Source organism: Kocuria tytonis, from assembly GCF_003226895.2.
GTDB classification, from domain to species: Bacteria; Actinomycetota; Actinomycetes; order Actinomycetales; family Micrococcaceae; genus Kocuria; species Kocuria tytonis.
The window spans coordinates 702,089-726,899 of sequence record NZ_PNJG02000002.1 but is presented as its reverse complement, the minus strand read 5'-3'; the positions used below and the strand labels follow the sequence as shown (position 1 = coordinate 726,899).

Sequence of the window (24,811 nt, the reverse complement as noted above, 5' to 3'; positions counted from 1 at the left end):
ATCCGACAGCTCAGGCGGGGATCGGAACACGGTTCGCCGGGTCCGCCCCCGGCGTAGAACCCGTGCCACCATGGGCCCATGGACCTGACGCTGCGATACCCCGCACCCGAGGACGAGTCCGCGGTCCGCGCACTGCACGAGCAGCTGCGCCGCGACGACTTCTCCTTCGTCCTGGACGAGGGCACGTGGCCCGAGTTCCTGGACGCCGTGGAACGCGCCGCCCGCGGGACGGACCTGCCGCCGGACAGGGTTCGGGCGGACTTCCTGCTCGCGGAGGTCGACGGGCGGATCGTGGGCCGGACGTCCATCCGCTACGACCTCACCGACCACCTCCGCCGAGTGGGGGGACACGTGGGGTACGCCGTGGGCCCCGAGTTCCGCCGCCGCGGCTACGCCACGGAGATCCTGCGGCAGCCGGTGGCGCGGTTGCACGCAGCGGGTGTCGAGCGGGTGCTCGTGACGTGCGCCGACGACAACGCGGCGTCCTGCGCCACCATCGAATCCTGCGGCGGGGTGCTGGAGGACGTCGTGGTGGACGACGCCGGCCGCCCGACCCGCCGCTACTGGATCGGCTGAGGCTCTGAGCCGGGCACCGGCCTACCCCTCCCCCATCCCCCGCGCCAGACGCCCCATGAGATCCCCCAGCCGGGCGACGTCGTCCGCCGTGAGCGACGCGAAGAACAGCTCCTCCACGTCCCGCGCGTGGGCGGGGCGCAGGCGGCGGAACGCCTGCGCGCCGTTCGCGGTGAGCACGGCTTCCCAGCCGCGCCCGTCCCCGCGGGCACGACGCCGCTGCACCCAGCCCCGCTCCCCCAGCACCTTCACCTGGTAGTTCAGCCGGGACGGCGAGAACACCAGCCGACGGGCCAGCTCGCCCATGCGCAGACAGTGCTCGGGGGCCCCGTGGAGCAGCAGGAGCAGCTGGTACTCCATGAGCGAGCAGCCGTGGGCCTTGAGCCGCTCCTCGATCCGCGACGTCAGGCGCGCGGTGGTCTCGAAGTAGAGCTGCCACGTGTCCCAGCGGTCGGGAGCGCGGGACGCTCCCCCGGTTTCCGCCGGGGACATGCCGGATGCTGCCGGACCAGCCGCCTGGGGCGCAGCGGCCTGCCTCGCCGCGTCCCCGGGCGGCTCGTCCAGAGATGCTCCGTCCTGGCGCACAGCAGCCTCGGGCAAGGCGTCGTGAAGTGGTGCGTCCTGGGGCCGTGGGTCCTGCGGTCGGGCCCCCTGTGAGGCTGCGGGATCACGTGGCGGCTCGGGCACAGTGCTCATCGTTGCACCGAGGCCAGCAGGTCGGCGAAGTCCGGCACGGTGGCGAACTCGTCGCGCACCTCCCGCACGGGCCGCCTCGCAGCGGACGCCGCCGCCACGCCCCGACCCTTGGCAGTGGCACCTGCACCTGCACCTGCACCGAGCATCCCGGCGAGCGCCGCCCCGGCCCGCTCGATGCGCGCCTGCAGGGACGCGTCCGCCCAGTCCTCCGTGGCGGCATAGACGCCGATGGGCAGGGCGAGCGCCTTGAGGTGGCTCATGAGCGGCAGCAGGGCGGTGTCCAGCACCAGGGAGTGCCGCGGGGTCCCGCCGGTCGCGGCCACCACGGTGGGCAGGTTCTCCAGGGCGCCCTCGTCGAAGAGGTCGAAGAACGCCTTGAACAGCCCCGAGTAGCTCGCCTTGTAGGTGGGCGTGGCCGCGATCAGCGCGTCCGCGGTGAGCACCGCGTCCAGCGCGTCCTGCACCGCGGCGGGCGCCATGCCGGTGAGCGCGGCGTCCGTGATCCCGTGGGCGATGTCCCGCAGGGTCACCAGCCGCACCTCCGGCGCGGAGTGCCCGCCCCGGACGACGACGTCGTTCGCGGCCCGCGCGACCGCCCGCGCCAGCCGCGTGGTGGAGGCGTCCTCGGACAGTCCCGCGGTCACCACCGCGATCCTCTGTTGCTCGGTCATGATGTTTCTCCTGACTGCTCTGTGCTGCACGTCGTCATGGCACGGGGCACGCGCTCGGCGAACCGGGGCCGGCCGCGCTACGCCGTGGCGTCCTGCGTGGCGGTGACCCGCGCCTTGGCGACGCGGTCCTTGGCGGCCCGTGAGTCCGGACCGCCACCGGGGACGGGGTCCTGCCCCGCCCGGTGGCGCGCCACGAGGGACGTGTGGGTGGGGGCGTCCGGCACGTGGGCGGGCCGGGCGGCGTCGAACTCCCGGCGCAGCACGGGGAAGACCTCCTCCCCGAGCATGTCCATCTGCTCCAGGACGGTCTTGATCGGCAGACCCGCGTGGTCCACCAGGAACAGCTGGCGCTGGTGGTCGCCCGCGTACTCCCGGAAGGACAGGGTGCGCTCGATGACCTGCTGGGGCGAGCCCACGGTCAGCGGGGTCTGGGCCGTGAACTCCTCCAGGGAGGGGCCGTGGCCGTAGACCGGGGCGTTGTCGAAGTACGGGCGGAACCGCCGCACCGCGTCCTGCGAGTTCTTCGCCATGAACACCTGACCCCCCAGACCCACGATCGCCTGGTCCGCGGAGCCGTGGCCGTAGTACTCGTAGCGCTGCCGGTAGAAGTCCACCATGCGCCCGGTGTGCTCCGTGTTCCAGAAGATGTTGTTGTGGAAGAACCCGTCACCGTAGAACGCGGCCTGCTCCGGGATCTCCGGGGAGCGGATGGAGCCGTGCCACACGAACGGCGGGACCCCGTCGAGCGGACGCGGGGTGGCCGTGAACCCCTGCAGCGGTGTGCGGAAGCGCCCGGAGAAGTTCACGTCCTCCTCGCGCCACAGCCGGTGCAGCAGCTGGTAGTTCTCCACGGCCAGCGGGATGCCCTGGCGGATGTCCTTGCCGAACCACGGGTAGACGGGGCCGGTGTTGCCGCGGCCCATGGTCAGGTCCACCCGCCCGTCCGCGAGGTGCTGGACGTACGCGTAGTCCTCCGCGATCCGCACGGGATCCGTGGTGGTGATCAGGGTGGTGGCCGTGGACAGCTGGATCCGCTCGGTCTGCGCCGCGACCGCCGCCATCAGCACGGGCGGGTTGGCGGGTGCGACGAACGGCGGGTTGTGGTGCTGGCCGGTGGCGAACACGTCCATCCCCAGCTCCTCCGCCTTGCGGGCGATCGCCACGGTGGCCCTGATCCGCTCGTTCTCCGTGGGCGTGCGGCCCGTGGTGGGGTCCTGGGTGACGTCCCCGATGGTGAAGACTCCGAGTTGCATGCTGGTCTCCTTCGTCCGACTCCTCGTCGCGGGGCATGTTCCGACCCCGCCTTTTTGCTTCAAATTTGAATTACCTGTGTAATGCGGTGCCGTCCGGGGTTATTCCCGAGCGGATTGTTGAACAATCCGGCCCGCATCGGGCATGCTGGGGAGTCACAGCAGTGAGACGGAGGTCACGCATGACGGTCATGGATCTGAACAGCGACGTGGGCGAGTCGTTCGGCAGCTGGAGCATGGGTGACGACGCCGCCATCCTCCGTTCTGTCTCCAGCGCCAACGTGGCCTGCGGGTTCCACGCCGGCGACCCCTCCGTGATGGCGCAGACCTGCCGGGCTGCCGCGGCCGCCGGCGTCACCGTGGGCGCCCACGTGGCCTACCGCGACCTCGCGGGCTTCGGACGCCGCTTCCTGGACTGCTCCCCCACAGAACTGGCGGACGACGTGCTGTACCAGATGGGCGCACTGGAGGCGATGGCCCGCGGCGCGGGAACCACGGTGCGCTACGTGAAGCCGCACGGTGCGCTGTACAACACGATCGTCCACCACGAAGCCCATGCCCAGGCCGTGGTGGACGCCGTGAAGGCGTTCGGCGGTGACCTCCCCCTGCTCCTGCTGCCCGGTTCCGTGGCCGCGCGGCGGGCCGAGCGCGCGGAGCTGCGCACGGTCACCGAGGCCTTCGCGGACCGCGGCTACACTCCCGAGGGCCGGCTGGTCTCCCGCCGCGAACCCGGTGCCGTGCTGCACGACGCCGCGCAGGTCACCGAGCGCATGATCCGGCTGTGCGAGGACGGGACCCTCACCGCCGTGGACGGCTCCACCGTGCGCATCCGGGCGGAGAGCATCTGCGTGCACGGGGACACCCCCGGATCCGCCGCCATGGCCACCGAGGTCCGCGCCGGTCTCGAAGCCGCCGGGATCACCGTCCGGTCCTTCGCGTGAACGCGTCCCACCCCACCCGGCCCCCTGAGCTGCGCTGGGCCGGGACCGAGGCGTTCCTGCTCGACTGCGGGGAGCTCCCCGAGGTCGTGCGGTGGCACGCCCACCTCGCGGACCACCCGCTCCCGGGTCAGGTGGATGTCATCGCCGCCGCCCGCACCGTGCTGGTGGTCTTCTCGGGGGCGCGGGCCGCACGGGAGGCCGCGAGCGCCGTCGGCAGTCTCCGACCGGCGGCGTCCGATGGGACGACCGGCAGGACCGTGGAGATCCCCGTGGTCTACGACGGCGCGGACCTCGCGGAGGTCGCGCGGGTCACCGGACTGAGCGAGCAGGGCGTGGTCGAGGCCCACACGGGTGCCGCGTGGACGTCCGCGTTCGGCGGCTTCGCCCCCGGTTTCGTGTACCTCACCGCGGCGGACGACCCCCTGGACGTGCCCCGCCGCACCTCCCCCCGCACCGCCGTCCCCGCGGGCGCCGTGGGACTGGCCGGCACGTACTCCGCGATCTACCCGCGGCGCTCCCCCGGGGGCTGGCAGCTGATCGGGCGCACGGACGCGGTGCTGTGGGACGAGTTCCGGGAGCCCCCCGTGCTGATCCGTCCCGGGGACACCGTGCGCTACCGGGCGGTCCGGGAGCTGGTCCCCCTGGCCGACGACGCCGCGGCACCCGTGGGCGCGCCCGGGAAGGACCGCCGCGACCCGCAGAGCGCGGGCACCACGAGCGCCCCCGAACCGGGCGGCTCAGTCCACGAGGAGCCCGCGCCGCCCGCGGACGAGACCGCCCACGCGACCCGCGCCACGCCGGACCTCCCGGAGGGGCGAGGGACAGCCCCCGGGGCGCGGACGGTGTTCGGCCTCACCGTGGCCGAGTCCGGCATGCAGACCCTCGTGCAGGACCTCGGCCGCCCCGGGCTCGGAGACCTGGGGGTCGTGACGTCGGGCGCCGCGGACCGGGTGTCCGCCGTGCAGGCGAACCGCCTGGTGGGCAACCACCCCGGGGCCGCCGTCCTGGAGGTCACCCTGGGCGGGCTGGGTCTCACGGCCCGCGGCCACCACGTGCTCGCCCTGGGCGGCGCGCCCGTCACGGGGACGATCACGACACCCGTCGGGGACGACGCCCGGGAGGCCGTCACGAGGTCCGAGGGGCGGGATCCTGCACGGTCCGCGCCGGTGCCGGGCCACCCGTCTGCTGTGGAGGAGCCCCGCTCGGCCCCGAGCGCCGAAGGGCACGGTGACGCGGCACCGCGCTCGCGCCCCGACGACCTCCCCGCGGAGTCACACACCCGCCCCGTCCCGTTCTGCGCCCCGTTCGCCCTCTACGACGGTGAGCACCTCACCCTGGATGCCCCCTCCGCCGGGCTGCGCAGCTACGTGGCCGTGCGCGGCGGGATCGACGTCCCCGAGGTGCTGGGCAGCCGCGCCACGGACGTGATGTCGGGGATCGGTCCGCTGCCGGTGGCCGCAGGGGACGAGCTGCCCGTGCGGCGGGTCCCCGTGGGCCACACCGTGGGCCTGCGTGAGGACCCGGAGGTGGACGTGCCCGGGGCGGGTGACCCCACAGAGCTGCGCATCCTGCTCGGCCCGCGTGACGACTGGTTCACCCCCGGTTCCCGCGAGGCGCTGGAACAGCAGTCCTGGCGGGTCTCCGGCGATTCCAACCGCGTGGGCGTCCGCCTGGAGGCCCCGCAGGACGGCACCTCCCTGGAGCGCTCCCGCACCGACGAACCGGCGAGCGAGGGCGTGGCCATCGGGTCCCTGCAGGTCCCCCACTCCGGCGCGCCGGTGCTGTTCCTCGCGGACCATCCCGTGACCGGGGGCTACCCCGTGATCGCCGTGGTGCTCCCCGAGGACCTCCCGCTCGCCGCGCAGCTCGCACCCGGGGCCGAGGTCCGCTTCCGGCCCGTCGGGAACGCCGCCACCGCGACGCCGCCCGGCTCGCACCGTGGGACGCCGCCCCGGGACCGCCCCACCCCACCCACCGCACCGGCAGCGAACTCCGCCGAGCACACGACCCCGGGAGACACCGCATGAAGAAGGTCCTGATCGCCAACCGTGGGGAGATCGCCGTGCGCGTGGCACGCGCCTGCGCGGATGCCGGGCTCACCTCGGTGGCCGTGTACTCCGCACCGGACGCTGACGCCTTCCACGTGCACATGGCCGATGAGGCATACGCCCTGGAGGGCTCTTCCTCCGCGGAGACCTACCTCAACATCCCCGCGGTGCTCGCGGTGGCTGAACGCTCCGGCGCGGACGCCGTCCACCCCGGCTACGGCTTCCTGTCCGAGAACGCGGACTTCGCGCGCGCGGTGGTCGATGCCGGACTCACCTGGATCGGCCCGTCGGCGGACGTGATCGAGGCACTCGGCAACAAGGTCACCGCCCGGGAGATCGCCGTGCGAGCGGGCGCCCCGCTCGTGCCCGGCACGGACGGTCCCGTGGCCGACGCCGCGGCGGCCCGGGCGTTCGCCGAGGAGCACGGGCTGCCCCTCGCCATCAAGGCGGCGTTCGGTGGCGGCGGGCGCGGCATGCGCATCGCCCGGGAACCGGCCGAGGTGGAACCCGCGTTCGACGCCGCGGTCCGCGAGGCCACCGCGGCGTTCGGCCGCGGCGAGTGCTTCGTGGAGCGCTTCCTGGGCCGGCCACGCCACGTGGAGGCCCAGGTGGTCGCGGACACCCACGGCAACGTGGTGGTCATGGGCACCCGGGACTGCTCGCTGCAGCGCCGGCACCAGAAGCTCGTGGAGGAGGCCCCGGCGCCGTTCCTCACCGAGGAGCAGCGCACCACCCTGCACGAGTCCGCCCGGGCCATCTGCCGCGAGGCCGGGTACACCGGCGCGGGCACCGTGGAGTACCTCGTGGCCCCGGACGGGCTGATCTCCTTCCTGGAGGTCAACACCCGGTTGCAGGTGGAGCACCCCGTCACGGAGCTGACCGCGGGCGTGGACCTGGTGCGCGAGCAGTTCCGGGTGGCCCAGGGCCTGCCGCTCAGTGTCACGGCGGACCCCGCCCCGCACGGCCACGCCCTGGAGTTCCGGCTCAACGCGGAGGACCCCGCACTGGGGTTCCTGCCCACGCCCGGCACCGTGGCGGTGTTCGAGGCCCCCACGGGCGCGGGTGTGCGCGTGGACACCGGCGTCCGCTCCGGCTCCGTGGTCCCCGCGGAGTACGACTCCCTGCTGGCCAAGCTGATCGTGTGGGGCGAGGACCGGCAGCAGGCCGTCACCCGGTCCCGGGCCGCACTGCGGGAGCTCACGATCCGCGGACTGCCCACCGTGGTCCCGTTCCACCGCGCCGTCCTGGAGGAGCCCGCCTTCACCTCTCCGGAGGAGCTCGGGGTCTACACCACCTGGATCGAGGACGAGCTCACCCGGGACCTGGAGGCGTCCCCGTACCTCGCGCCCGGGGCGGGCGAGCGGGAGACGTTCACCGTGGAGCTGGACGGGCGCGCGGTCCGGGTGGGACTGCCCGGTGACCTCGCCCGCGCCCTGCTGCGCGGCGGTGCGGCCGAGGCCGCTGGGAACGGGGCGGCGGACCGGGCCGGGGCGCCGGCGGCGTCGTCGCCCGAGGCGGAGGCGACCCTGGCCGCCCCCATGAACGGCACCGTGGTCACGTGGCTCGCCGAAGACGGCGAAGCCGTGGAGAAGGGCCAGTCCGTGCTGGTCGTCGAGGCCATGAAGATGGAGACACCCGTGCGGGCCCACCGGGCGGGAACACTGGGCCGCGCGGACGTGGCCGAGGGGGACACCGTGAGCAGGGGCCAGTCACTGGGAGAGATCGCATGAGTACCCCGCAGACCCACGACGACGCCCAGGCGAGCGTCCACGCGGCCACCCGGCTGCGCGCCATGATCTCGGACGGCGAGCTGCCCCCGGGGGCCAAGCTCTCCGAGGAGTCTGTGGCCCGAACCCTCGGAATCTCACGCAACACGCTGCGCGAATCCTTCACGACGCTCGCCGCGGAGACCCTCGTGGTGCGCATCCCGCACCGGGGCGTGTTCGTCACGGAACCGTCCGCGGCGGACGTCAGGGACCTGTATGCGGCCCGGCGCATCATCGAGTCGGGTGCGGTGCTGTGGGGCGAGATGGACGATGCGCTCCTGGGCCGGTTGCGCGAGATCGTCTGCGCGGCGCTGGACGCGAAGCGCACGGGGGACGTGGCCGTGATGGCCGACGCCAACCAGGACTTCCACCGGACACTGGTGTCCGCGCCGGGCTCGGCGTCCCTGCTCTCGGGGATGGACCGGGTGCTGGCGCGGATGCGGCTGGTGTTCCACATGATGGCCGAGGACCCGCAGTTCCACGCCCGCTACGCGGTGCGCAACGCCGAGGTGCTGGCCGCACTCGAGGACGGCGCCGGGGAACGAGCCGCGCAGCTCCTCCGCGACTCGCTCACGGCCGCGCGGGACGAGCTGCTGCACCGGCTGGGCTGATCCCGGACCGGCAGGGGCTCGCGGCACCCGGTGTCCCGGAAACCAGTCCGACGAGCGCCCCTGTGGAGCCGGGACGGGCGCGGCGGGATCAGGCCCAGAGCTTGCCGAGCCCCGCCAGGGAGTTCCACGCCAGGTACACCGTGAGCAGCCATGCGAGCACACCCACCACGAGCAGCCAGGCCGGGTAGCGGTAGCCCTGCAGCAGGTCCCGACGCCGCCAACCCACCCACAGCAGGATGGCGAAACCGAACGGGAGGATGAGCCCGTTGAACGCACCCGCGAAGACCAGCAGGGTCTGCGGGGCCTTGCCCAGCACCAGGTACAGCACCGCGCAGACCAGGATGAAGCCCACCGTGAGCAGGTTGCGGGTGCGGGGCCTGCCCGTGGAGGACGTCACGAAGGAAATGGACGTGAACGCCGCGCCGATCACGGACGTCAGCGCGGCGGCCCACAGCACCACGCCGAAGATCCGCACGCCGATCTCACCGGCGGCCGCGCCGAAGGCCTGGGCCGCCATGTTGTTCCCGGACAGCGCCACGCCCCCGGCCACCACGCCGAAGATCGCGAGGAACAGCAGGACCCGCATGACGCACGTGACGAGGATGCCCAGCACCGAGCTGCGGCTGACCTCCTTGACGTTCGCCACGCCGCTCACGCCCGAGTCGATCATCCGGTGCGCACCCGAGTAGGTGATGTACCCGCCCACGGTGCCGCCGATCAGCGTGGTGACCACAAGGAAGTCGATCTTCTCGGGCAGCACCGTGTTCTTCAGCGCCTCCCCCACGGGAGGGGCCGCGACGACCGCCACGTAGAGCATGAGCAGGATCATGACCGCACCGAGCAGCACCACGATCCGGTCCAGGGCGAGACCCGCCCGCTTGGACAGGAAGACCAGGATGGCGAGGGCCGCGGAGACGGCTCCGCCGAGCTTCGGGTCCATGCCGAGCATGGCATCGAGACCCAGCCCGGTCCCGGCGATGTTGCCGATGTTGAACACCGCCCCACCCAGGAACACGAGGGCCGCCAGGACGTACCCGGCACCGGGCAGCACGCGGTTCGCCAGCTCCTGGGCACGCATCCCGGAGACGCCGATGACCCGCCACACGTTCAGCTGCACAGCGATGTCCACCAGGATGGACAGCAGGATGGCGAATGCGAAGGCCGCCCCCAGCTGCACCGTGAACACGGTGGTCTGGGTGATGAAACCCGGGCCGATCGCACTCGTGGCCATGAGGAACATGGCGCCCAGCAGTGCGCTGCGGTGACCGGAGGGCTTCTGGGCCTCCGGCACGGCACGATCCGGTGAGTGGTGCGGCTCCGGCAGACCGTTCGGCTGCGGGCGGGGAGTGGCTGCGGACATGGATCCATCCAGGGGTTCACGTGAGCGGAGTCACACGGTGGGTGATCCCTGCACTCTACCGGTTGTTGAACAATCTGGACAAGGGATTGTTCAACAATACGACCTCTCCATGCATACGCAAGGACCGCCCGGGGGCGGCGGATGTGCTCGCTCCCGGGCGGTCCTCGGACGGCGGGGACGCATGCGCCGCGATCGCGCGAGGCGACCGGGCGGCGTCGTCCGCTCAGTGCAGGATGGGCAGCTGCATGGGGTAGCGGTAGACCTCACCGCGGCCGGCCTTCACCGCGGCCATGATGTGGCAGACCAGCAGCATCACCCAGTAGGCCGCGATGAGCAGGAAGCCCAGTGGGGAGAGGATCACCGTGAACACGCAGATCCACCCGACCACGTTCACCAGCCAGAGCGTCACGTTGAAGTTGAACGCCCCGGCGGACGCGGCGCGCAGGAACGGGCTCTTGTCACGGTAGATGAACCACACGATGAGCGGCCCCACGAACCCCAGCCAACCCACGGAGATGATGGCCGCAATGGGCCCGGCCAGGTGGGTCAGGACGGCCACGGTCTTCTCGTCGTCCTGCGGGCCCGAGGAACCGGCGCGGTAGCCACCCTGGTCCCGGGTGTACTGCGGGCCGCCCGGGCCCGGCCCGTACTGCTGCGTGCGGGGATCCGGCCGCCCGGGCTCCCCGTGGCTGCGGTAGTCGGGGCGGGGCTGCTGCGGTTCGTAGCTCATCTGGTTCTCCCTGGTGTCTTCGAGCCGGCGGTGCGGCTCACTGTGCGGTGCTGTGTCCAGGCTAGGCGGATGCGTGGCCGGGGACCGAGGGGTTTTCCGCAATCTTCACGTCCGGTTCCTCCCCGGACGGCGCCTGGGCCTGCGCGCTGTGCTTGGCGGGGGTCACGTCCCCGCGCAGGCCCTTCCACCGGTCGTAGCCCCAGCCGCCGAGCAGGCCCACGGCCAGTGCGACGGCGAGCATGACGAACAGCCCGATCAGGCCCGTGGTCAGACCCGCCTCCGGAATCGCGTCGAAGAACAGTGCGGAGCGGAGGGAGGTGAAGATGTGGTGCAGCGGCTCGATGGGTGCGATGGCCCGGAAGAACTCCGGCACGGCCTGCAGCGGGACCACGGCGCCCGCCGACGGCAGGCCCATGAACACGAGGTAGACCAGGCACAGCAGCATGCCCACGCTGCCACCCACCGCGATCAGCGTCAGGACGATCGCGGACACGGTGGACATGGCGAGCCAGCCGAGCAGGAACACCAGGAACCCGTGCGGCACCGGCATCCCCACGGTGGAGGCCACCCACATCATCAGGGCGGACGTGGGAGCGGCCGCCACCACGAAGGTCAGCCACTTCATGAGGAAGCCGACCGGGCGGGGCAGCACGGCCCGCTGGTAGTCACGGAAGAAGGGGCCCATCTCGAAAGCCGCCATGCCCATGCGGGCATCCATGAGCAGGTTCAGCGCCACGGATCCGGAGAAGCCCACCACGAGCAGCAGGATGGAGTAGTAGAAGGCACTCATGCCCAGCGCAGTGCCCTCCGGGAGGTCGTTGTACGCCTTGGAGACCACGGAGACCGGGTCCTTCAGGGTGTCCCTGGCCACGGAGCTGACCGTGGGAGAGAGCTCCTTGGCGATCTGCTCAGCGGAGCCCTCCTGGGACTTCTGCACCTGCTGGGCGAACTGCTGCACCTCGGGCCCGCCCTGGGCCGCGGAGCGCTGCAGCTGCTGGGCCTGCGCCTGCTGACTCTCCTGCAGCTGCTGCAGCACCTGGTCGTAGGCCTGCTCCTCGGCGGGCGCCACGGACTGGGTGAGCTGCTCACCGAGCTTCTTGCTGGCCTCCTGCACGCCGGGTTCCACGGCGCCGGTGGCCAGGCGGGTGCCCAGGGAGCCGGCCTGCGGATCCGTGTAGACCGTGACCTCCGGGCGGGCGGCGTTGTCCCGGGTGAGGGAGCCCTCGATGAGGCTCACGGTGTCCTTGGAGAAGGTGTCGGGCACCACGACGGCCGCGTAGAGCTCACCGCGGTCCAGCTGGTCCCTGGCCTGGTCCATGGTCAACTCGCGAAGGTCGATCTTGTCCTCTTCGTTGGCCTTGTCCACGAATTTCCGGACGAGGTCCGACCCCAGGTTCTCCTGGGTTTTCTTGCCGTCGGCCTGGGGCACCGAGGCGCCCTGGTCCTCGTTGATCACGGCGATGGGGAATTCCTTGAAGTGCTTGTCCGGGCTGGACAGGCCCCCGAGGTACAGGGCGGTGCCGATCACGCCCACCGCGAGGACGGCGAGCATGGGCAGGAGCCAGAACGCGGCCTGGCCGAACGGCCTGCCGAGCCGGGCCCGGAACGAGTGGGCGGGTGCGTGCTTGGGTGTCACCGATTTCTCCTGGGGCAGGGGATACACGAATGTATTGAGTTCTGCAAACACGATACACTGATGCATCCAACAGTCACGACGAGGCGATGAATACGTGAGCAATCAGACAGACGTGCCGCGCTCAGCGGCACCGGAGGACGGGTTGCGCCCCTCCACGAGTGACGATGTCACACCGGGGGGCCCCGCGGACAGACGTTCCCGCTCCGCCACCCGACTGCGACTGATCCGGTGCGCGCCAGCGGTCTTCGCGGAGCAGGGGATCGACGGCGCGTCCGTCAGCGACCTGTGCGCCGCCGCCGGTTTCACCCGGGGTGCGTTCTACTCCAACTTCGAGTCCAAGCGGGAACTGGCGATCCTCGCGTTCGAGGACCTGGCCGAGCAGCTGACCCGGACCATCGAGGTGGAGCTCGACCAGTGGCTGGACTCCGGACTGGACATCCAGGAGGTGGTCACGCGCATCATCGAGGGCGTCACGGACCAGGTGGCCAACGTGAACCAGCAGGCGCTGCGAGTGGAGCTGTTCCTGGCGGCGTTCCGCTCACCCGAGGTGCGGGCGGCCGTCTCCCCCATCCGCGACCGCGTGTACCGGGTGATCGAACAGGCCCTCGCCCGGGTGGCCGAGACCCAGCACCTGGAGTTCGTGGTGGCACCCAGGGACGTGGCCCGCATCCTGGTGACGAGCTACTCGGGGCAGCTCACGGACGACATGGCCGTGGGACACTCCGGGCGGGACGCCCAGCACGTGATCCCCGCCATGTGGTTGGCGTTCACGCGGCCTGTGTGAGGCCCGCGGCGGCGTCGTCAGACCACGAACGGCAGCACGAACAGCATGGTGAGGGACCAGAGCAGGTGCGTCACGATGCCCGGCACCAGGGAACGGGTGCGCTCCCTGAGGTAGCCCACGAAGGCACCCAGGGCGGCCGCGGCGACGGCGAGCAGCGGGATGCCCGCGAGTGACGTCACGGCGGTGTAGACGATCGTCGTCACCAGGATCCGGCGACCCCTGGGCAGCACGCGCCACAGCGCACCGCGGTAGTAGGACTCCTCCGCCACGCCGTTGACGGCCGTGGTCAGGGCCACCATCAGCAGGCTCCCCACGCGGGCGTGGTTGAGCAGCTCGTGCACCGGCTCGCCCAGGAACGGGATGAACCGCACCATGAAGCCGCCGGCGATGAACAGCACCGCCAGCACGACGCCGCCGATCACGGCGTCCCGCAGACCCGCGGGCGCGACCCGCCAGGGCAGGCGCTCCCCGGTCATCCGCACGGCGATGGAACTGCCCACGATGTACACGCCCGCCAGGATGAACGTGGCGGGGTAGAACCACGGGTCCCCGGCGGGGATGCGCAGGGACCAGGCAAGACCGGCCGCGGCGACGACGCCCGTGCCGGCCACCACCCACACCGTGCGCTTGCGAGTGGCTGCCGTGGTGTCCCCGTAGGGGCTCAGCTCGTGTTCACTCACCGGGATTCCTTTCCGCCCGGCGGAAGGAGCCGTCGGGAACGTGCGTGGGCCGCGCGGTTCAGCGGCGGCGGGGGTTGAGCACCCGGAGGGTGGTGGACAGCACGGAGGCGAACGCGGTCCACCCGGCGTACGGGCTGAGGACCACGCCCTTCTCCGGGGCCACCTTGGCGCTGCGGCGCACGAGGTCCGCGCTGCTCACCGCGAGCAGCACGGATTCCACCGCGGCCGCGCCCAGGCGCTTGCGGTTGAAGAAGAGGATGCTCCAGCCCGCGTTGAGGACCAGGTTGGCGCCGAGCGCCGCCACGTAGGCGCGCTGCTCCTCGGTGCGCCCCTGCTCCCCCAGGTCCGCGATGGACAGGGATCCGATGGCGGCGATGTCCGCGTAGAGCGCGGTCCACGCCACGGGGAAGACCCACCCCGCGGGCTGGAAGGCCGGCTTGCGCAGCGTCCTGTACCAGCGGGAGTCCGGGGACCCGGCCAGCGTGCCCACCGCGGCCGTGGTGGCCACGGCCGCCGTGGTGGAGAGGAAGACCCGCCGCCAGCGGTTGGTGTCCAGGTCCTTCACCGCCTCGCGCACCGCGTCCGCGAAGGAGGTGTGCCCGCCCTCCGGGGCCCCGATGTAGTCGTCCAGGTCCCGCTCGTGGATCACGGTGTCGTGCTGCAGGCTGCCGACCAGCGGCCGGGCCAGCCTGGAGCTGATCGGGGTGGCCAGGCCGATCCAGCTGGCGGCGAGCCCCGCGGTGGTCACGGGCGCCGTGAGCATGAACCGCCCACCCTTGCCCACGGCGCGGGCGTACTGGTCCAGCATGTCCGCGTACTCGATGGCCTCCGGCCCGCCCACGTCGAACGTGCGGTTCACGTCCGCGGGCAGGTCCGCGGCACCCACGAGGTAGTGCACCACGTCCGCCACGGCAATGGGCTGGATCCGGTTGCGGACCCACTTGGGGGCGATGGCGCCGGGGAGCCGCTCGGCCAGGTGGCGGATCATGATGAAGGACGAGGACTCGTCCCCGATCACCACGCCGGTCTGCAGGGCCGCGGTGGGAACCCCCGAGTCCATGAGGGCCTGGCCCACCTCCACCCGCGAGCGCAGGTGGTCGGAGAGCTCCTCCACGGGCTCGTCCTCCGGGTGCAGTCCGCCCAGGTAGACGATGCGCTGCACGTGGGCGTCGTGCGCGGCGGTGGCGAAGGTCTCGGCCATCTCCACCTCCTCCTGCACGAAGTTCTCGGAGTCGCCCATGGAGTGCAGCAGGTACCACGCGACGTCGACGTCCTGCAGGGCCCGCGCGACGTCCGCGGCCTCGGAGGCGTTGCCCTCCACCACTTCGGCCTCGCCGGGACCGGCCGAGCGACCCCCGGCCACCACGGCGTCCCCCCACGGCAGGTTGCGGACCTTCTCCGCGCTGCGGCTGAGCAGACGCACCCGCCAGCCGCGGCGCAGCAGTTCCTGGGCCACCTGACCGCCGATGTACCCCGTGGCCCCCGTGACGAGGGCCAGCCGTGCGTTCTCGCTCATGTGTTCCATCCCGTGTCGTGCGTGTCGAGACCGGGGCCCGCCCCGGTGCGGTCCGGGACCGCCGTTGCCGCTGCAAGTATGTCAGCGCGACGAGGGGCTCGACCACGGGCTCCGCTCAGGGCGAGACGGCCCCGTCAACCGCGGACGTCCACGTCCTCGAAGATCAGGAACGTCTGGGTGTCCACCACCTCGGGCATGGGCTGGATGCGCTCGAAGATCACGTCCCGCAGCTCACCGGTGCCGCGGGCGCGCACGAGCAGCATCACGTCGAACGTGCCGCCCACCAGGGCCACGTGCTGCACCTGCGGGATCCGGCGCAGCTTGGGGCCCAGCGTGTCCCAGGTGTTCTGCTTCAGCCGCAGGGTCACGTACGCGGAGGCCTCCAGCCCCGCCTTGGCCGGGTCGATCACCGCGGAGTAGCGCAGCACCACCCCCTGCTCGTGCAGCCTGCGGATCCGCTCGTAGGCGTGCGCGCGGGAGATGTGCACCTTGGCCGCGAGCGCGGTCACGGACTGCCGCGCGTCCCGCGTGAGCTCGTCCAGGATCCGCCGGTCGGTCTCGTCCAGGTCCACGCGCTTGTTCTCCGCCATCCGCTCCACCCTCTCCTCCGGCCGTGGTCCACGACGCCGCCGCGCCCGTTCCCCGGGGCGGCTCCCCCGCCGCTCACCGCACCGCGGCGCGGTGAACGGCACGCTGGTGTGACGTGCAAGACATTCCCGCATGGCACAGGTCACCCGGGAGCAATTCGTCCACGGCGCATCGTTGCTGCGAGTTTATCGTCCACAGTTGCCCCCCGGTGTGGAGACGGAGCGCCCCGAGTCCCCATACTGACCGGACGACGTGTCCGACGCGTCGGCGCCCGGACCTGCCCGCCGCGCCACGGACACCACCGAGTTCCACCCAGAGAAGAAAGGGACGCACCATGAGCGAGCCCAACCCCGCGGGTGGCGAGTCCGCCACCCGGGAGCCCACCCCGCCCGTGAATCCGGCGGTGGAGGCCTCGAAGAACTTCGGGATCACCCCCGAGCAGTACATGCTGCCCGCGAGCAAGGAGATCCGGCTGCTCAACCCGGACGGCACCGCCGTCCCGGAGTCCGAGCAGGGCCAGGAGCCCGGCCACGAGTACCCCATGCCGGGCACCGAGCGGCTGCTCAACGCGTACGAGAAGCTCGTGGTGGGTCGGCGCATCAACGACCAGAACATGGCGCTCGTGCGGCAGGGCCGCATGGCCGTGTACCCCTCCAGCCACGGCCAGGAGGCATGCCAGGTGGCCGCCGCCCTGTGCCTGGAGGACGAGGACTGGCTGTTCCCCACGTACCGCGACTCCGTGGCCGTGATGTCCCGCGGCGTGGACCCGCTCGAGGTCATGAGCACCTACCGCGGCGACTGGCACGGCGGCTACGACCCCAAGCAGTACAAGGTCTCCATCCAGGCCACCCCGCTCACCACCCAGCTGCTGCATGCCGTGGGCGTGGCCCACGCGGCCAAGCTGCGCGGCGAGAACACGGTGACGCTGGCCATGTGCGGTGACGGGGCCACGTCGGAGGGGGACTTCCACGAGGCCCTGAACTTCGCCGCCGTGTTCCAGCTGCCGGTGCTGTTCCTGGTGCAGAACAACGGCTACGCGATCTCCGTGCCGCTGTCCTCGCAGACCCGCGCGCCGTCCCTCGCCCACAAGGGCGTGGGCTACGGCATGGCCAGTGAGCGCGTGGACGGCAACGACCTCGCCGCGCTGCTCTCCGTGCTGGGCCGCGGCGTCGAGCTGTGCCGCCAGGGCGGCGGCCCGCTGCTCGTGGAGGCCATGACCTACCGCATGCAGGCGCACACCAACGCGGACGACGACACCCGCTACCGCGAGCGGGACGAGGTCAGCGAGTGGGTGGCCAAGGACCCGATCACCCGCATGCAGCGCTACCTGGAGGACCAGGGCGCGCTGGACGAGGACGTCACGGGGAAGATCTCCGAGCACGCCGAGGCCATGGCCAAGCGGCTGCGCGAGGCGATGTCCGCCAAGCCGGAGCTGGACCCGCAGGACCTGTTCCGCTTCGTCTACCACGAACCCACCACCCAGCTGCGCGAACAGGGCGCCCAGCTGGCCGACGAGCTCTCCCGAGAGGAGGCGTGATGAGCGCTTCGAAAGTCAGCTTCGCCAAGGCGCTGAACACCGCACTGGCGGACGCCATGGAGACCTCCCGGGAGGTCGTGGTCTTCGGTGAGGACGTGGGCACCCTCGGTGGCGTCTTCCGCATCACCGACGGCCTGACCGCGCGCTTCGGCCGCGAGCGCTGCTTCGACACCCCGCTCGCGGAGTCCGGGATCATCGGCACCGCGGTGGGCATGGCCATGAACGGCATGCGCCCGGTGGCCGAGATGCAGTTCGACGCGTTCGCGTACCCCGCGTTCGAGCAGGTGGCCTCCCACGTGGCCAAGATGCACAACCGCACCCGCGGGCGCCTGACCATGCCCATGGTCATCCGCATCCCCTACGGCGGCGGCGTGGGCGGCGTGGAGCACCACTGCGACTCCTCCGAGTCCTACTACGCGCACACCCCCGGCCTGAAGGTCTTCACCCCGGCCTCCGTGCGGGACGCCTACGTGATGCTGCGCGAGGCCATCGACTCCCCGGACCCCGTGGTGTTCTTCGAGCCCAAGCGGCTGTACTGGTCCACCGCTCAGCTGGACCTGGACGAGCTGCGCTCTCAGTACGAGAACGGGAGCCTGCCGCGGCGCGAGGGCCACGCCGTCGTCGCCCGCGAGGGAACCGACGCCACCCTGATCAGCTACGGCCCGTCCGTGCCGGTGTGCCTGGCCGCGGCCGAGGACGCCGCGAAGGAGGGCATGGCCGTGGAGGTCGTGGACCTCGGCTCCGTGGTCCCCTACGACGACGAGACCGTGGCGGCGTCCGTGCGCAAGACCGGCCGGGCCGTGGTGGTCGCCGAGTCCCAGGGCTTCGCGTCCGTGGCCTCGGAGATCGTCGCGCGCACCCAGGAGCGCTGCTTCCACTCGCTCGCCGCGCCGGTGCTGCGGGTCACGGGATTCGACATCCCCTACCCCTCGCCGTCCTTCGAGCACCACCACATCCCGAGTTCCGAGCGCATCCTGGACGCCCTGGACGACCTGCAGTGGGAGGACTGACCCGTGAGCATCAATGTGTTCAACCTGCCCGACCTGGGCGAAGGGCTCACCGAGGCGGACATCCTCCGCTGGCTCGTGGCCGAGGGTGACACCGTCACCATGGACCAGCCCATCGTGGAGGTGGAGACCGCCAAGTCCGCCGTGGAGGTGCCCACCCCGTTCGAGGGCGTGGTCCACACGCTGCACGGCGCGGAGGGCGACACCATGCTGGTGGACCAGCCACTGATCTCGATCTCCGACGGCGTGGTGTCCCCCGCGGGCACCGGATCGGACGCCGCCGCCCCCGGAGCCGAGCACGGTGCCAGCTACCGCGAGGAGGAGCTCGCGGGCACCACGCCCTCGGTCGAGCTGTCCGTGGACGAGGCCGATCCCACCGCCGGCGAGGACGAGGAGTCCTCCGGAAACGTGCTGATCGGCTACGGCACCTCCGCCGCGTCCTCGTCCCGCCGACGCCGCCGCAAGCGCGGTGCAGACACCGAGGCCGCCGGAACCGCACCCACGGGTGCCGCCGCCCGGACCCACGACGCCCTGACCGGGTCCCCACGGCTCGCGCCCACCGTGATCTCGCCGCTCGTGCGCAAGCTCGCGCGGGAGCACGGGGTGGACGTCACCGCGCTGCAGGGCAGCGGCCCGGGCGGTCTGATCATGCGCAAGGACGTCCTTGCCGCAATCGAGCAGGTGGCCGACCAGCGGATGCGCGCCGACGCCGCCGGACCGGCTCCCACGGGCCTGGCCGGGCCCGGGCTCGCGGTTCCCGGACCTGCGGCCGCGGGTGCCCCCGTGCCGCCCCCGCCGCCCGCTCCGGGTGGCCCCGGCAAGGGCGGGCCGGCCCACGGTGGGCCCGCGGCGTCGCCCGCGGGGACCGATTCCCGCACCGGACTGCCGATCGCCTCGCAGGAGCCCGTGAAGGGCGTGCGCAAGACCATTGCGGACGCCATGACCCGCTCCCGCACGGAGATCCCCGAGGCCACCGTGTGGGTGGACGTGGACGCCACCGAGCTGCTGAAGCTGCGCTCGGACCTGAAGGCCAAGGACCCGCAGAGCACGCCGAGCCTGCTCGCGCTGATCGCACGGTTCACCCTGGCCGGGCTGCGGAAGTTCCCGCAGCTCAACGCGCGCATCGACACCGCCGAGGACGGCTCCCGGACGCTGACCCGCTTCCAGGGCGTGAACCTGGGGCTGGCCGTGGAGTCCGAGCGCGGGCTCATGGTCCCGAACCTGCGCAACGCCGATCGGCTCAGCGCCATGGAGCTGACCGGGGCCATGCGGGAGATCATCGACGTGGCACGCTCCGGCAAGGCCAGCCCGGCCCAGCTGAGCGGTTCCACGTTCACGCTGAACAACTACGGCGTGTTCGGCACGGACGGCGCCACCCCGATCATCAACCACCCCGAGGCGGCGATCCTGGGCATCGGCCGGATCGTGGACAAGCCGTGGGTGGTCAACGGTGAGCTGGCGGTGCGCAAGGTCACCACAGTGACCATCGCGTTCGACCACCGCGTGTGCGACGGCGGCGCGGCGGGCGGCTTCATCCGCTTCGTGGCGGACTGCATCGAGAACCCCGTGGGGGCACTCACGCAGATCTGACCCGCTCGGGTCCCAGGGGACATCGACCGCGCGCACCGTTCTGCCGGTGCGTGCGGAGGGGATTGCGACGGCGCCCGGGCTTCGGCCCGGGCGCCGTCGTCGTGTGCGGGGTGCTGTTCCGGGGGGGGTCCCGCCCCACGCGCGTCCGGGCCGTGGGACGCGGCCTCAAGGCGGGCCCGCCTGTTCCCGCCCCTCCGAGATGCCATCCGGGCCTCCCGCGGTGGATCGCTTCGGGCGTCAGTCCTCCGGGGCGGCCAGTTCCCGGTCCGCCCACGTCCGCAGGCGCTCCACCAGGGCGACCGGCAGGTCCCCGCCGGCCATCGCGTGCTCGGAGCGGGTTCGGGCGGTGCCCATCATGCGCGCCACGGCGCGCATGGAGCCGGAGCGGTCGAGCAGCTCGTGGGCGTGAGCGGCGTCGTCGTCCGTGAGAGTGCCCTCCGCCGCGCGCTCGCACAGGGCGCGCCACGCGGGACCGTACGGTCCCGAGGCCACGAACGTGCCCAGGACCGTGGGGCGGTCGGCCCGCAGCAGCTCACGGGCGCCGCGGCCGCCGTCCGCGTGGGCCGCGAGCCGCAGTTCCCGGGCGAGGCCGTGGGCCATGCCCAGGGCGCGGCCGGTGTCCGCCAGGGCGTTCACGTGGGCGGTGGGCGCCCCGCCCAGCACTGCCCCGGCGCGCAGCGGCGCCTCGTAACAGGGCACGGCACTGCCGATCCGCAGGGCCTCCAGCACCTCACCGTGGGACACCGTGGCGGCGCGCTGGGTGAGCTCGCCCAGGATCCGCTCCCCCGCCGCGGCGTGGAACACGGAGTGGTCCAGGATCTCCAGGAGCTTGATGAGCCGGGTCTCGGGCGCGTGGGACGTGGCGACCATCCGGTACGCGGCGGCCAGGGCGAGCTCGCTCGCGAGGGACGTGTAGTGGACCGGGTCCTCGGGGCTCTGCCGCTCCTGGTCGGGCGCGTCCGCAGCGGAGCGGCCGGGGCCCGCCGCGTCTGCGCCGCCCGGGGCCTTCGTCCCGGCGGTTGCGCTGCATGCCGCGGCGTCCTCGCGTGGCGTGCCGTCCGGATCAGGAGCCGCCGCGCGTGGCCCACCCGACGACGCCGCAGCGATCGCCGTCCCGGGGCTCACGCCCTCCCCGCGCAGCAGCAGGGCGGTGTTCAGCAGCTCGAAGCCCGCGGCCACCGCGTTGAGCACAGGGCGGGTGGGTCGCGCGGGGTACGCCTCCACCGCGGCCATCACCAGGTCCTGCTGCAGCCCGTTCGCGGCGTACGCCACCTCCGCGACACGGGCCCAGACGCGCTCGTAGCCGGGGCTGAGGTCCGCGGCACGGCGCCGGGAGTGCTCCAGGAACCCGCGCACCGCAGTGGCAGGGGTGAACTCCTGGGACCTGCGCCCGGTTCCGCTGCTGGTGTAGGAGGAGGTGGGCGTCATAAGTCCATTTCAGCACACTCCTCCGCCTCCCCTCCTCGGTGCCTTGGGGGCACTCGGTATCCTTCTCTGGGGGCAGACTGCCGATTTTTTTTAGTACGCCGGAGTGAGGAACAAATTTGTCTGCGAAGCGCGTAATCTTGCAGCCACAGAAAGTCCGGAGAATTAATAAATGATTTCCACGCCTTAAGGTAACTACTATAAAACAGCCAGCCTATAATTAGCGCCAGAGATGTCATGAATAATACACCGAGAACCAAGTTATTTTGCAGTTGAGGGACATAAGGGATAATTATACGCGATAAAGACAAGCCAGCTGTCGACAACAGCGCCATACCAAAATAGAGGCCAACTAACGAAGGTGCAACCACCCTAGAAAATCCCGACCTTGGCTTCCAGGATGGGATACTCCAATGAAAATAATAAATAAAAATTTGCCACAAAAAGGTGAGTGCAAGTATAATAGCTGCTACACCAAACTGTCGAAATAAAGTAAAGAAAAGTACCGCTATTATTGTTATAGCTAATGGACTTACAAAAGTTCTGATTGCTGACCGAAGTTTTTTCCGTTTATATGCAGCTCCGTGCAAACTACATATGCTGTAGCTGCCACCTTCCTCGTCCCCAGCACGAATTTTTTCGTAAACATTTTTTAAATTTTGCCGTTCATTACGAATAAATTTTCTACGGGATACTTCGCTCTCGTTTCTAAACCGGAAACCAATACCCCCTTGAATCATAGAGTTTCGAAGAAGTGAAACGGCGACGAACACGCCGATCGCCACCAGGGAACTAATACCGAAAAATAACCACGTTGGTTGACCCCAAGATATAGCAATCGGCGATAAAATCGAGTGGACCGCATAAACCCCCGTCAAATAGCCCCAAATTTCCACTGCGAGCATTATGGGGGTGGCCGGCCCAGGGTTACCATTGCTTGAAAAAATAGCCGCGATTATTAGCGTGAGAAAACCTCCAGTCAATGCCAGCAACACCCCCGAATCCGGCAGACCTAGAGCAATTTTTACCTGGGTTTGCCAAACGGCCCAAAATTCCCCCACTACTTCCACAAACGCCGCCTCCCCACCCTCCTGGGAGCTGTTTTTCGATTTTTCATACATTAGACCAAACAGCGCAGGAAATGCAACCAGCGCAACGTATGCGAAAATGCAAATTATGGAATCCCAAAAAATGGTCGATTTTAAAGGTTGAGGTTTCCACTCGGAATCATTTAAATCTCTTTTCTTTTCACGACTATATTCTCGCGTTGAAATTTTTGTAACTAGCGCGCAGCCGATTACGCTATAATCTTTCAAAGCCCCTCACTTAACATAATTCAGCGCTCTCAGTATCGCCTAAGAATAACCCTCCGCGGCGGCGAAATCTCAGATCGCCGGCATCAGCGCTAGCTGCACCGCGATGAAGAGCATCACCAGGCCCACTCCCACGTCCACGATGCGCCAGGTCAGCGGGGTGTTCAGCACGTGGGAGAGCGCCTTCGCACCGGCACCCAGGGCGGTGAACCAGATGACCGATCCGGTGAACGCACCGCCCGCGAAGATCCAGCGCTGAGCGCCGTGCTGATTGGCCAGGTTGCCCAGGATGAGGACGGCGTCCAGGTAGGCGTGCGGGTTCAGCCAGGTGAACGCGAGAGTCGCGAGGACGACGCCGCGGAGGGAGCCGGCGCCGTCGCGCGCGGCCGCCATCGTCTGGGGTGTGAGCGCGGAGCGGAAGGACAGCACCGCGAACGCCGCGAGGTAGGCCACCCCGACCCAGCGGAACGCGTTGAGCAGCCACGGCACCCGGTCGATGAGGAATCCGATCCCCGCGGTTCCCAGTCCGATCAGGAAGACGTCCGAGACGATGCAGATGCCCACCACCACGCCCACGTGCTCCCGACGGATCCCCTGCCGCAGCACGAAGGCGTTCTGGGCACCGATGGCGACGATGAGGGCCAGGCCGGTCACGAGGCCCGGGAGGAACGCAGAAGTCACCACGACAAACTACAGGTTCACGTGAGATCGCCGACATCCGAGTGCGTCGTGGGGGCGCCGGCATGTATAGTTTCCCCAGAAATCATTTCGGGTGCGCGGCATCCGTGGTGAACACTCACGCGAAAGGACCCCCTTATGACTGCCCCCGCCATGCACCAGCTGGCCCTCGAGATCACCCCCGAGGACGCCGAGCGCCTGTTCACCACCGCCCGCACCGCGAGCCACTTCACGGACGAGCCCGTGACCGACGAGCAGAAGCACGCGATCTACGAACTCACCAAGATGGGCCCCACCGCGTTCAACTCGCAGCCCCTGCGCATCACCTGGGTGGAGTCCCCGGAGGCCCGCGAGCGCCTGGTGCAGCACATGAGCGGCGGCAACCAGGAGAAGACCCGCAAGGCCCCGCTGACCGCCATCCTGTCCTACGACGAGAACTGGCACACCCGCTTCCCCGAGTTCCTCCCCTCGGCCCCGCACATGCAGGGCATGTACGACGAGAACGCCGAGCTGCGCATGACCAGCGGCAAGGCGAACTCCCACATCCAGGTGGGGTACTTCATCATCGCCGCGCGTGCGGCCGGGCTGGCCACCGGCCCCATGACCGGCTTCGACGCCCCCGCCGTGGACCGGGAATTCTTCGAGGGCACGGGCAAGCGCTCCATCGTGGTGGTCAACCTGGGCCATCCCCAGGCCCCCGGCTACGAGCGCAGCCCGCGCTTCGCCGCCGAGGACGTCACCGAAACCATCTGAGCTCCGCCCGCGCCGCCCCGTGGGCCGTGCCGCTACGAGCGCGCGGTTCCCGGGGCGGCGTCGTCGCCCGTCTCGTGCTCCGCCCCGGCAAGTTTCGCGAGCACGGGGAGGGCGGCGTCCAGGGTGGCGACCTCCTGCTCGCTCAGCTCGCGCAGCACGTCCGCAACGCACTCGTTGCGGTGCTGGTCCTCGCGTTCCAGCACCTCGTGCCCGAGGGGCGTGAGGGACACGAGCACCGCGCGCGCGTCCGTGGGGTCCGGATCCCGCTGCACGAGACCCGCTCTGCTCAGCCGGTCCACGCTCTGGGTGGCGGTGGGGGTGCGCACGCCCAGCTGTGCTGCGATGCTCGTCATCCGGACACCGCCCGGGCGCAACATGGTCAGCAGACTGACCTGCTGACTGGTGATCTCCCGCGCGCCCTCCATGCTGCGCAGGAAATACACCCCGTGCCGCAGCACCTCCCGCAACCGCGCGGCGCTCGCGAGCATGCGGGCGCGGTCGTCATCCGGTGCCGAGGTGCGGGAGGTCTCCATGGCGCCCCATTTTATCCGTGCACGCGGAGACCGCTCAGCAACGCCCAGCGAGATGGATCTCTCGGCGGCGATCCGCCCGGATTCTCACCGTCCGGGCGATCAGCGCATCCAGGGCCACCGCGGGA

23 protein-coding genes are annotated in these 24,811 nt (G+C 70.5%); 10 read left to right on the top strand and 13 right to left on the bottom strand.

What is annotated here, in order from left to right:
- Positions 1–78 precede the first annotated feature (78 nt).
- Positions 79–576, top strand: a complete 498-nt coding sequence (locus tag C1C97_RS09185) for a GNAT family N-acetyltransferase (protein WP_121031390.1) — start codon at positions 79–81, stop codon at positions 574–576.
- A gap of 21 nt (positions 577–597) precedes the next feature.
- Here C1C97_RS09185 and C1C97_RS09180 read toward each other — a convergent pair whose 3' ends face one another.
- The 3 genes from C1C97_RS09180 to C1C97_RS09170 form a co-directional block, all read right to left on the bottom strand.
- Positions 598–1,065: a MarR family winged helix-turn-helix transcriptional regulator gene (locus tag C1C97_RS09180; protein WP_121031387.1), complete on the bottom strand. Its 468-nt coding sequence runs from the start codon at positions 1,063–1,065 to the stop codon at positions 598–600.
- 200 nt (positions 1,066–1,265) lie between these two features.
- Positions 1,266–1,940, bottom strand: a complete 675-nt coding sequence (locus C1C97_RS09175) for a CE1759 family FMN reductase (protein WP_110920920.1) — start codon at positions 1,938–1,940, stop codon at positions 1,266–1,268.
- 77 nt (positions 1,941–2,017) lie between these two features.
- Entirely contained in the window at positions 2,018–3,193 is a 1,176-nt protein-coding gene (locus tag C1C97_RS09170; protein ID WP_110920919.1) for an LLM class flavin-dependent oxidoreductase, read from the bottom strand.
- A gap of 179 nt (positions 3,194–3,372) precedes the next feature.
- Between C1C97_RS09170 and C1C97_RS09165 the strand changes: the two genes are divergently transcribed.
- From C1C97_RS09165 to C1C97_RS09150, 4 genes are read left to right on the top strand one after another with little or no spacing between them, the layout of a single operon-like run.
- Positions 3,373–4,131, top strand: a complete 759-nt coding sequence (locus C1C97_RS09165) for a LamB/YcsF family protein (RefSeq protein ID WP_121031385.1) — start codon at positions 3,373–3,375, stop codon at positions 4,129–4,131.
- Positions 4,128–6,158: a 5-oxoprolinase subunit B/C family protein gene (locus C1C97_RS09160; RefSeq protein WP_121031383.1), complete on the top strand. Its 2,031-nt coding sequence runs from the start codon at positions 4,128–4,130 to the stop codon at positions 6,156–6,158. The genes C1C97_RS09165 and C1C97_RS09160 overlap by 4 nt, the downstream gene beginning before the upstream one ends.
- Positions 6,155–7,909, top strand: coding sequence for an acetyl/propionyl/methylcrotonyl-CoA carboxylase subunit alpha (locus C1C97_RS09155; RefSeq protein WP_121031381.1), 1,755 nt, complete (start codon positions 6,155–6,157; stop codon positions 7,907–7,909). Before C1C97_RS09160 ends, C1C97_RS09155 begins: the two co-directional genes overlap by 4 nt.
- Positions 7,906–8,556 (top strand): GntR family transcriptional regulator, encoded by a 651-nt coding sequence (locus C1C97_RS09150; protein WP_121031380.1) that lies wholly within the window; start codon positions 7,906–7,908, stop codon positions 8,554–8,556. Before C1C97_RS09155 ends, C1C97_RS09150 begins: the two co-directional genes overlap by 4 nt.
- Positions 8,557–8,644: 88 nt before the next feature.
- Here C1C97_RS09150 and C1C97_RS09145 read toward each other — a convergent pair whose 3' ends face one another.
- The 3 genes from C1C97_RS09145 to C1C97_RS09135 all read right to left on the bottom strand — a co-directional run bounded on the left by C1C97_RS09145 (position 8,645) and on the right by C1C97_RS09135 (position 12,282).
- Complete coding sequence (locus C1C97_RS09145) at positions 8,645–9,796, bottom strand: NRAMP family divalent metal transporter (RefSeq protein WP_407657269.1); 1,152 nt, start codon at positions 9,794–9,796, stop codon at positions 8,645–8,647.
- Between the two features lie 343 nt (positions 9,797–10,139).
- Positions 10,140–10,646, bottom strand: coding sequence for a DUF4870 domain-containing protein (locus tag C1C97_RS09140; protein ID WP_121031378.1), 507 nt, complete (start codon positions 10,644–10,646; stop codon positions 10,140–10,142).
- Between the two features lie 61 nt (positions 10,647–10,707).
- A complete protein-coding gene (locus C1C97_RS09135) occupies positions 10,708–12,282 on the bottom strand; it encodes a DUF3533 domain-containing protein (protein ID WP_110920623.1) in 1,575 nt (524 codons plus the stop codon).
- Between the two features lie 94 nt (positions 12,283–12,376).
- Between C1C97_RS09135 and C1C97_RS09130 the strand changes: the two genes are divergently transcribed.
- On the top strand, positions 12,377–13,066 hold the full coding sequence (locus C1C97_RS09130; protein ID WP_110920624.1) for a TetR/AcrR family transcriptional regulator: 690 nt from the start codon (positions 12,377–12,379) through the stop codon (positions 13,064–13,066).
- Positions 13,067–13,083: 17 nt separating this feature from the next.
- Here C1C97_RS09130 and C1C97_RS09125 read toward each other — a convergent pair whose 3' ends face one another.
- From C1C97_RS09125 to C1C97_RS09115, 3 genes are all read right to left on the bottom strand, one after another.
- Positions 13,084–13,746 carry a CPBP family intramembrane glutamic endopeptidase gene (locus tag C1C97_RS09125; RefSeq protein WP_110920625.1) on the bottom strand — a complete coding sequence of 221 codons (663 nt, stop codon included), beginning with the start codon at positions 13,744–13,746 and terminating at the stop codon, positions 13,084–13,086.
- Positions 13,747–13,804: 58 nt separating this feature from the next.
- Positions 13,805–15,262, bottom strand: coding sequence for a tryptophan-rich sensory protein (locus C1C97_RS09120; RefSeq protein ID WP_121031376.1), 1,458 nt, complete (start codon positions 15,260–15,262; stop codon positions 13,805–13,807).
- A 134-nt stretch (positions 15,263–15,396) separates the two neighbouring features.
- Entirely contained in the window at positions 15,397–15,852 is a 456-nt protein-coding gene (locus C1C97_RS09115; RefSeq protein ID WP_121031374.1) for an Lrp/AsnC family transcriptional regulator, read from the bottom strand.
- A 332-nt stretch (positions 15,853–16,184) separates the two neighbouring features.
- On the opposite strand from C1C97_RS09115, the gene C1C97_RS09110 reads away from it, so the two are divergent.
- The 3 genes from C1C97_RS09110 to C1C97_RS09100 are packed head-to-tail and all read left to right on the top strand — an operon-like array spanning position 16,185 to position 19,984.
- Positions 16,185–17,387, top strand: coding sequence for a thiamine pyrophosphate-dependent dehydrogenase E1 component subunit alpha (locus C1C97_RS09110; protein ID WP_121031372.1), 1,203 nt, complete (start codon positions 16,185–16,187; stop codon positions 17,385–17,387).
- On the top strand, positions 17,387–18,397 hold the full coding sequence (locus C1C97_RS09105) for an alpha-ketoacid dehydrogenase subunit beta (RefSeq protein ID WP_121031370.1): 1,011 nt from the start codon (positions 17,387–17,389) through the stop codon (positions 18,395–18,397). The genes C1C97_RS09110 and C1C97_RS09105 overlap by 1 nt, the downstream gene beginning before the upstream one ends.
- Before the next feature lie 3 nt (positions 18,398–18,400).
- Complete coding sequence (locus tag C1C97_RS09100; RefSeq protein WP_121031368.1) at positions 18,401–19,984, top strand: dihydrolipoamide acetyltransferase family protein; 1,584 nt, start codon at positions 18,401–18,403, stop codon at positions 19,982–19,984.
- Between the two features lie 237 nt (positions 19,985–20,221).
- Here the strand turns inward: C1C97_RS09100 and C1C97_RS09095 are convergent, their stop codons facing one another.
- The 3 genes from C1C97_RS09095 to C1C97_RS09090 all read right to left on the bottom strand — a co-directional run bounded on the left by C1C97_RS09095 (position 20,222) and on the right by C1C97_RS09090 (position 23,406).
- The gene (locus C1C97_RS09095) at positions 20,222–21,412 is read right to left on the bottom strand and encodes a polyprenyl synthetase family protein (RefSeq protein WP_121031366.1); all 1,191 of its coding nucleotides are present in this window, start codon (positions 21,410–21,412) and stop codon (positions 20,222–20,224) included.
- Positions 21,409–22,725, bottom strand: coding sequence for a hypothetical protein (locus C1C97_RS12200; protein ID WP_147406069.1), 1,317 nt, complete (start codon positions 22,723–22,725; stop codon positions 21,409–21,411). The genes C1C97_RS09095 and C1C97_RS12200 overlap by 4 nt, the downstream gene beginning before the upstream one ends.
- Before the next feature lie 69 nt (positions 22,726–22,794).
- Positions 22,795–23,406: a LysE/ArgO family amino acid transporter gene (locus C1C97_RS09090; RefSeq protein ID WP_199712223.1), complete on the bottom strand. Its 612-nt coding sequence runs from the start codon at positions 23,404–23,406 to the stop codon at positions 22,795–22,797.
- Between the two features lie 132 nt (positions 23,407–23,538).
- Here C1C97_RS09090 and C1C97_RS09085 point away from each other — a divergent pair, with 132 nt between their 5' ends.
- Positions 23,539–24,153 carry a malonic semialdehyde reductase gene (locus tag C1C97_RS09085; RefSeq protein ID WP_233542850.1) on the top strand — a complete coding sequence of 205 codons (615 nt, stop codon included), beginning with the start codon at positions 23,539–23,541 and terminating at the stop codon, positions 24,151–24,153.
- 32 nt (positions 24,154–24,185) lie between these two features.
- On the opposite strand, the gene C1C97_RS09080 is transcribed toward C1C97_RS09085, so the two are convergent.
- Positions 24,186–24,686 carry a MarR family winged helix-turn-helix transcriptional regulator gene (locus C1C97_RS09080; RefSeq protein ID WP_121031364.1) on the bottom strand — a complete coding sequence of 167 codons (501 nt, stop codon included), beginning with the start codon at positions 24,684–24,686 and terminating at the stop codon, positions 24,186–24,188.
- Between the last annotated feature and the right edge of the window lie 125 nt (positions 24,687–24,811).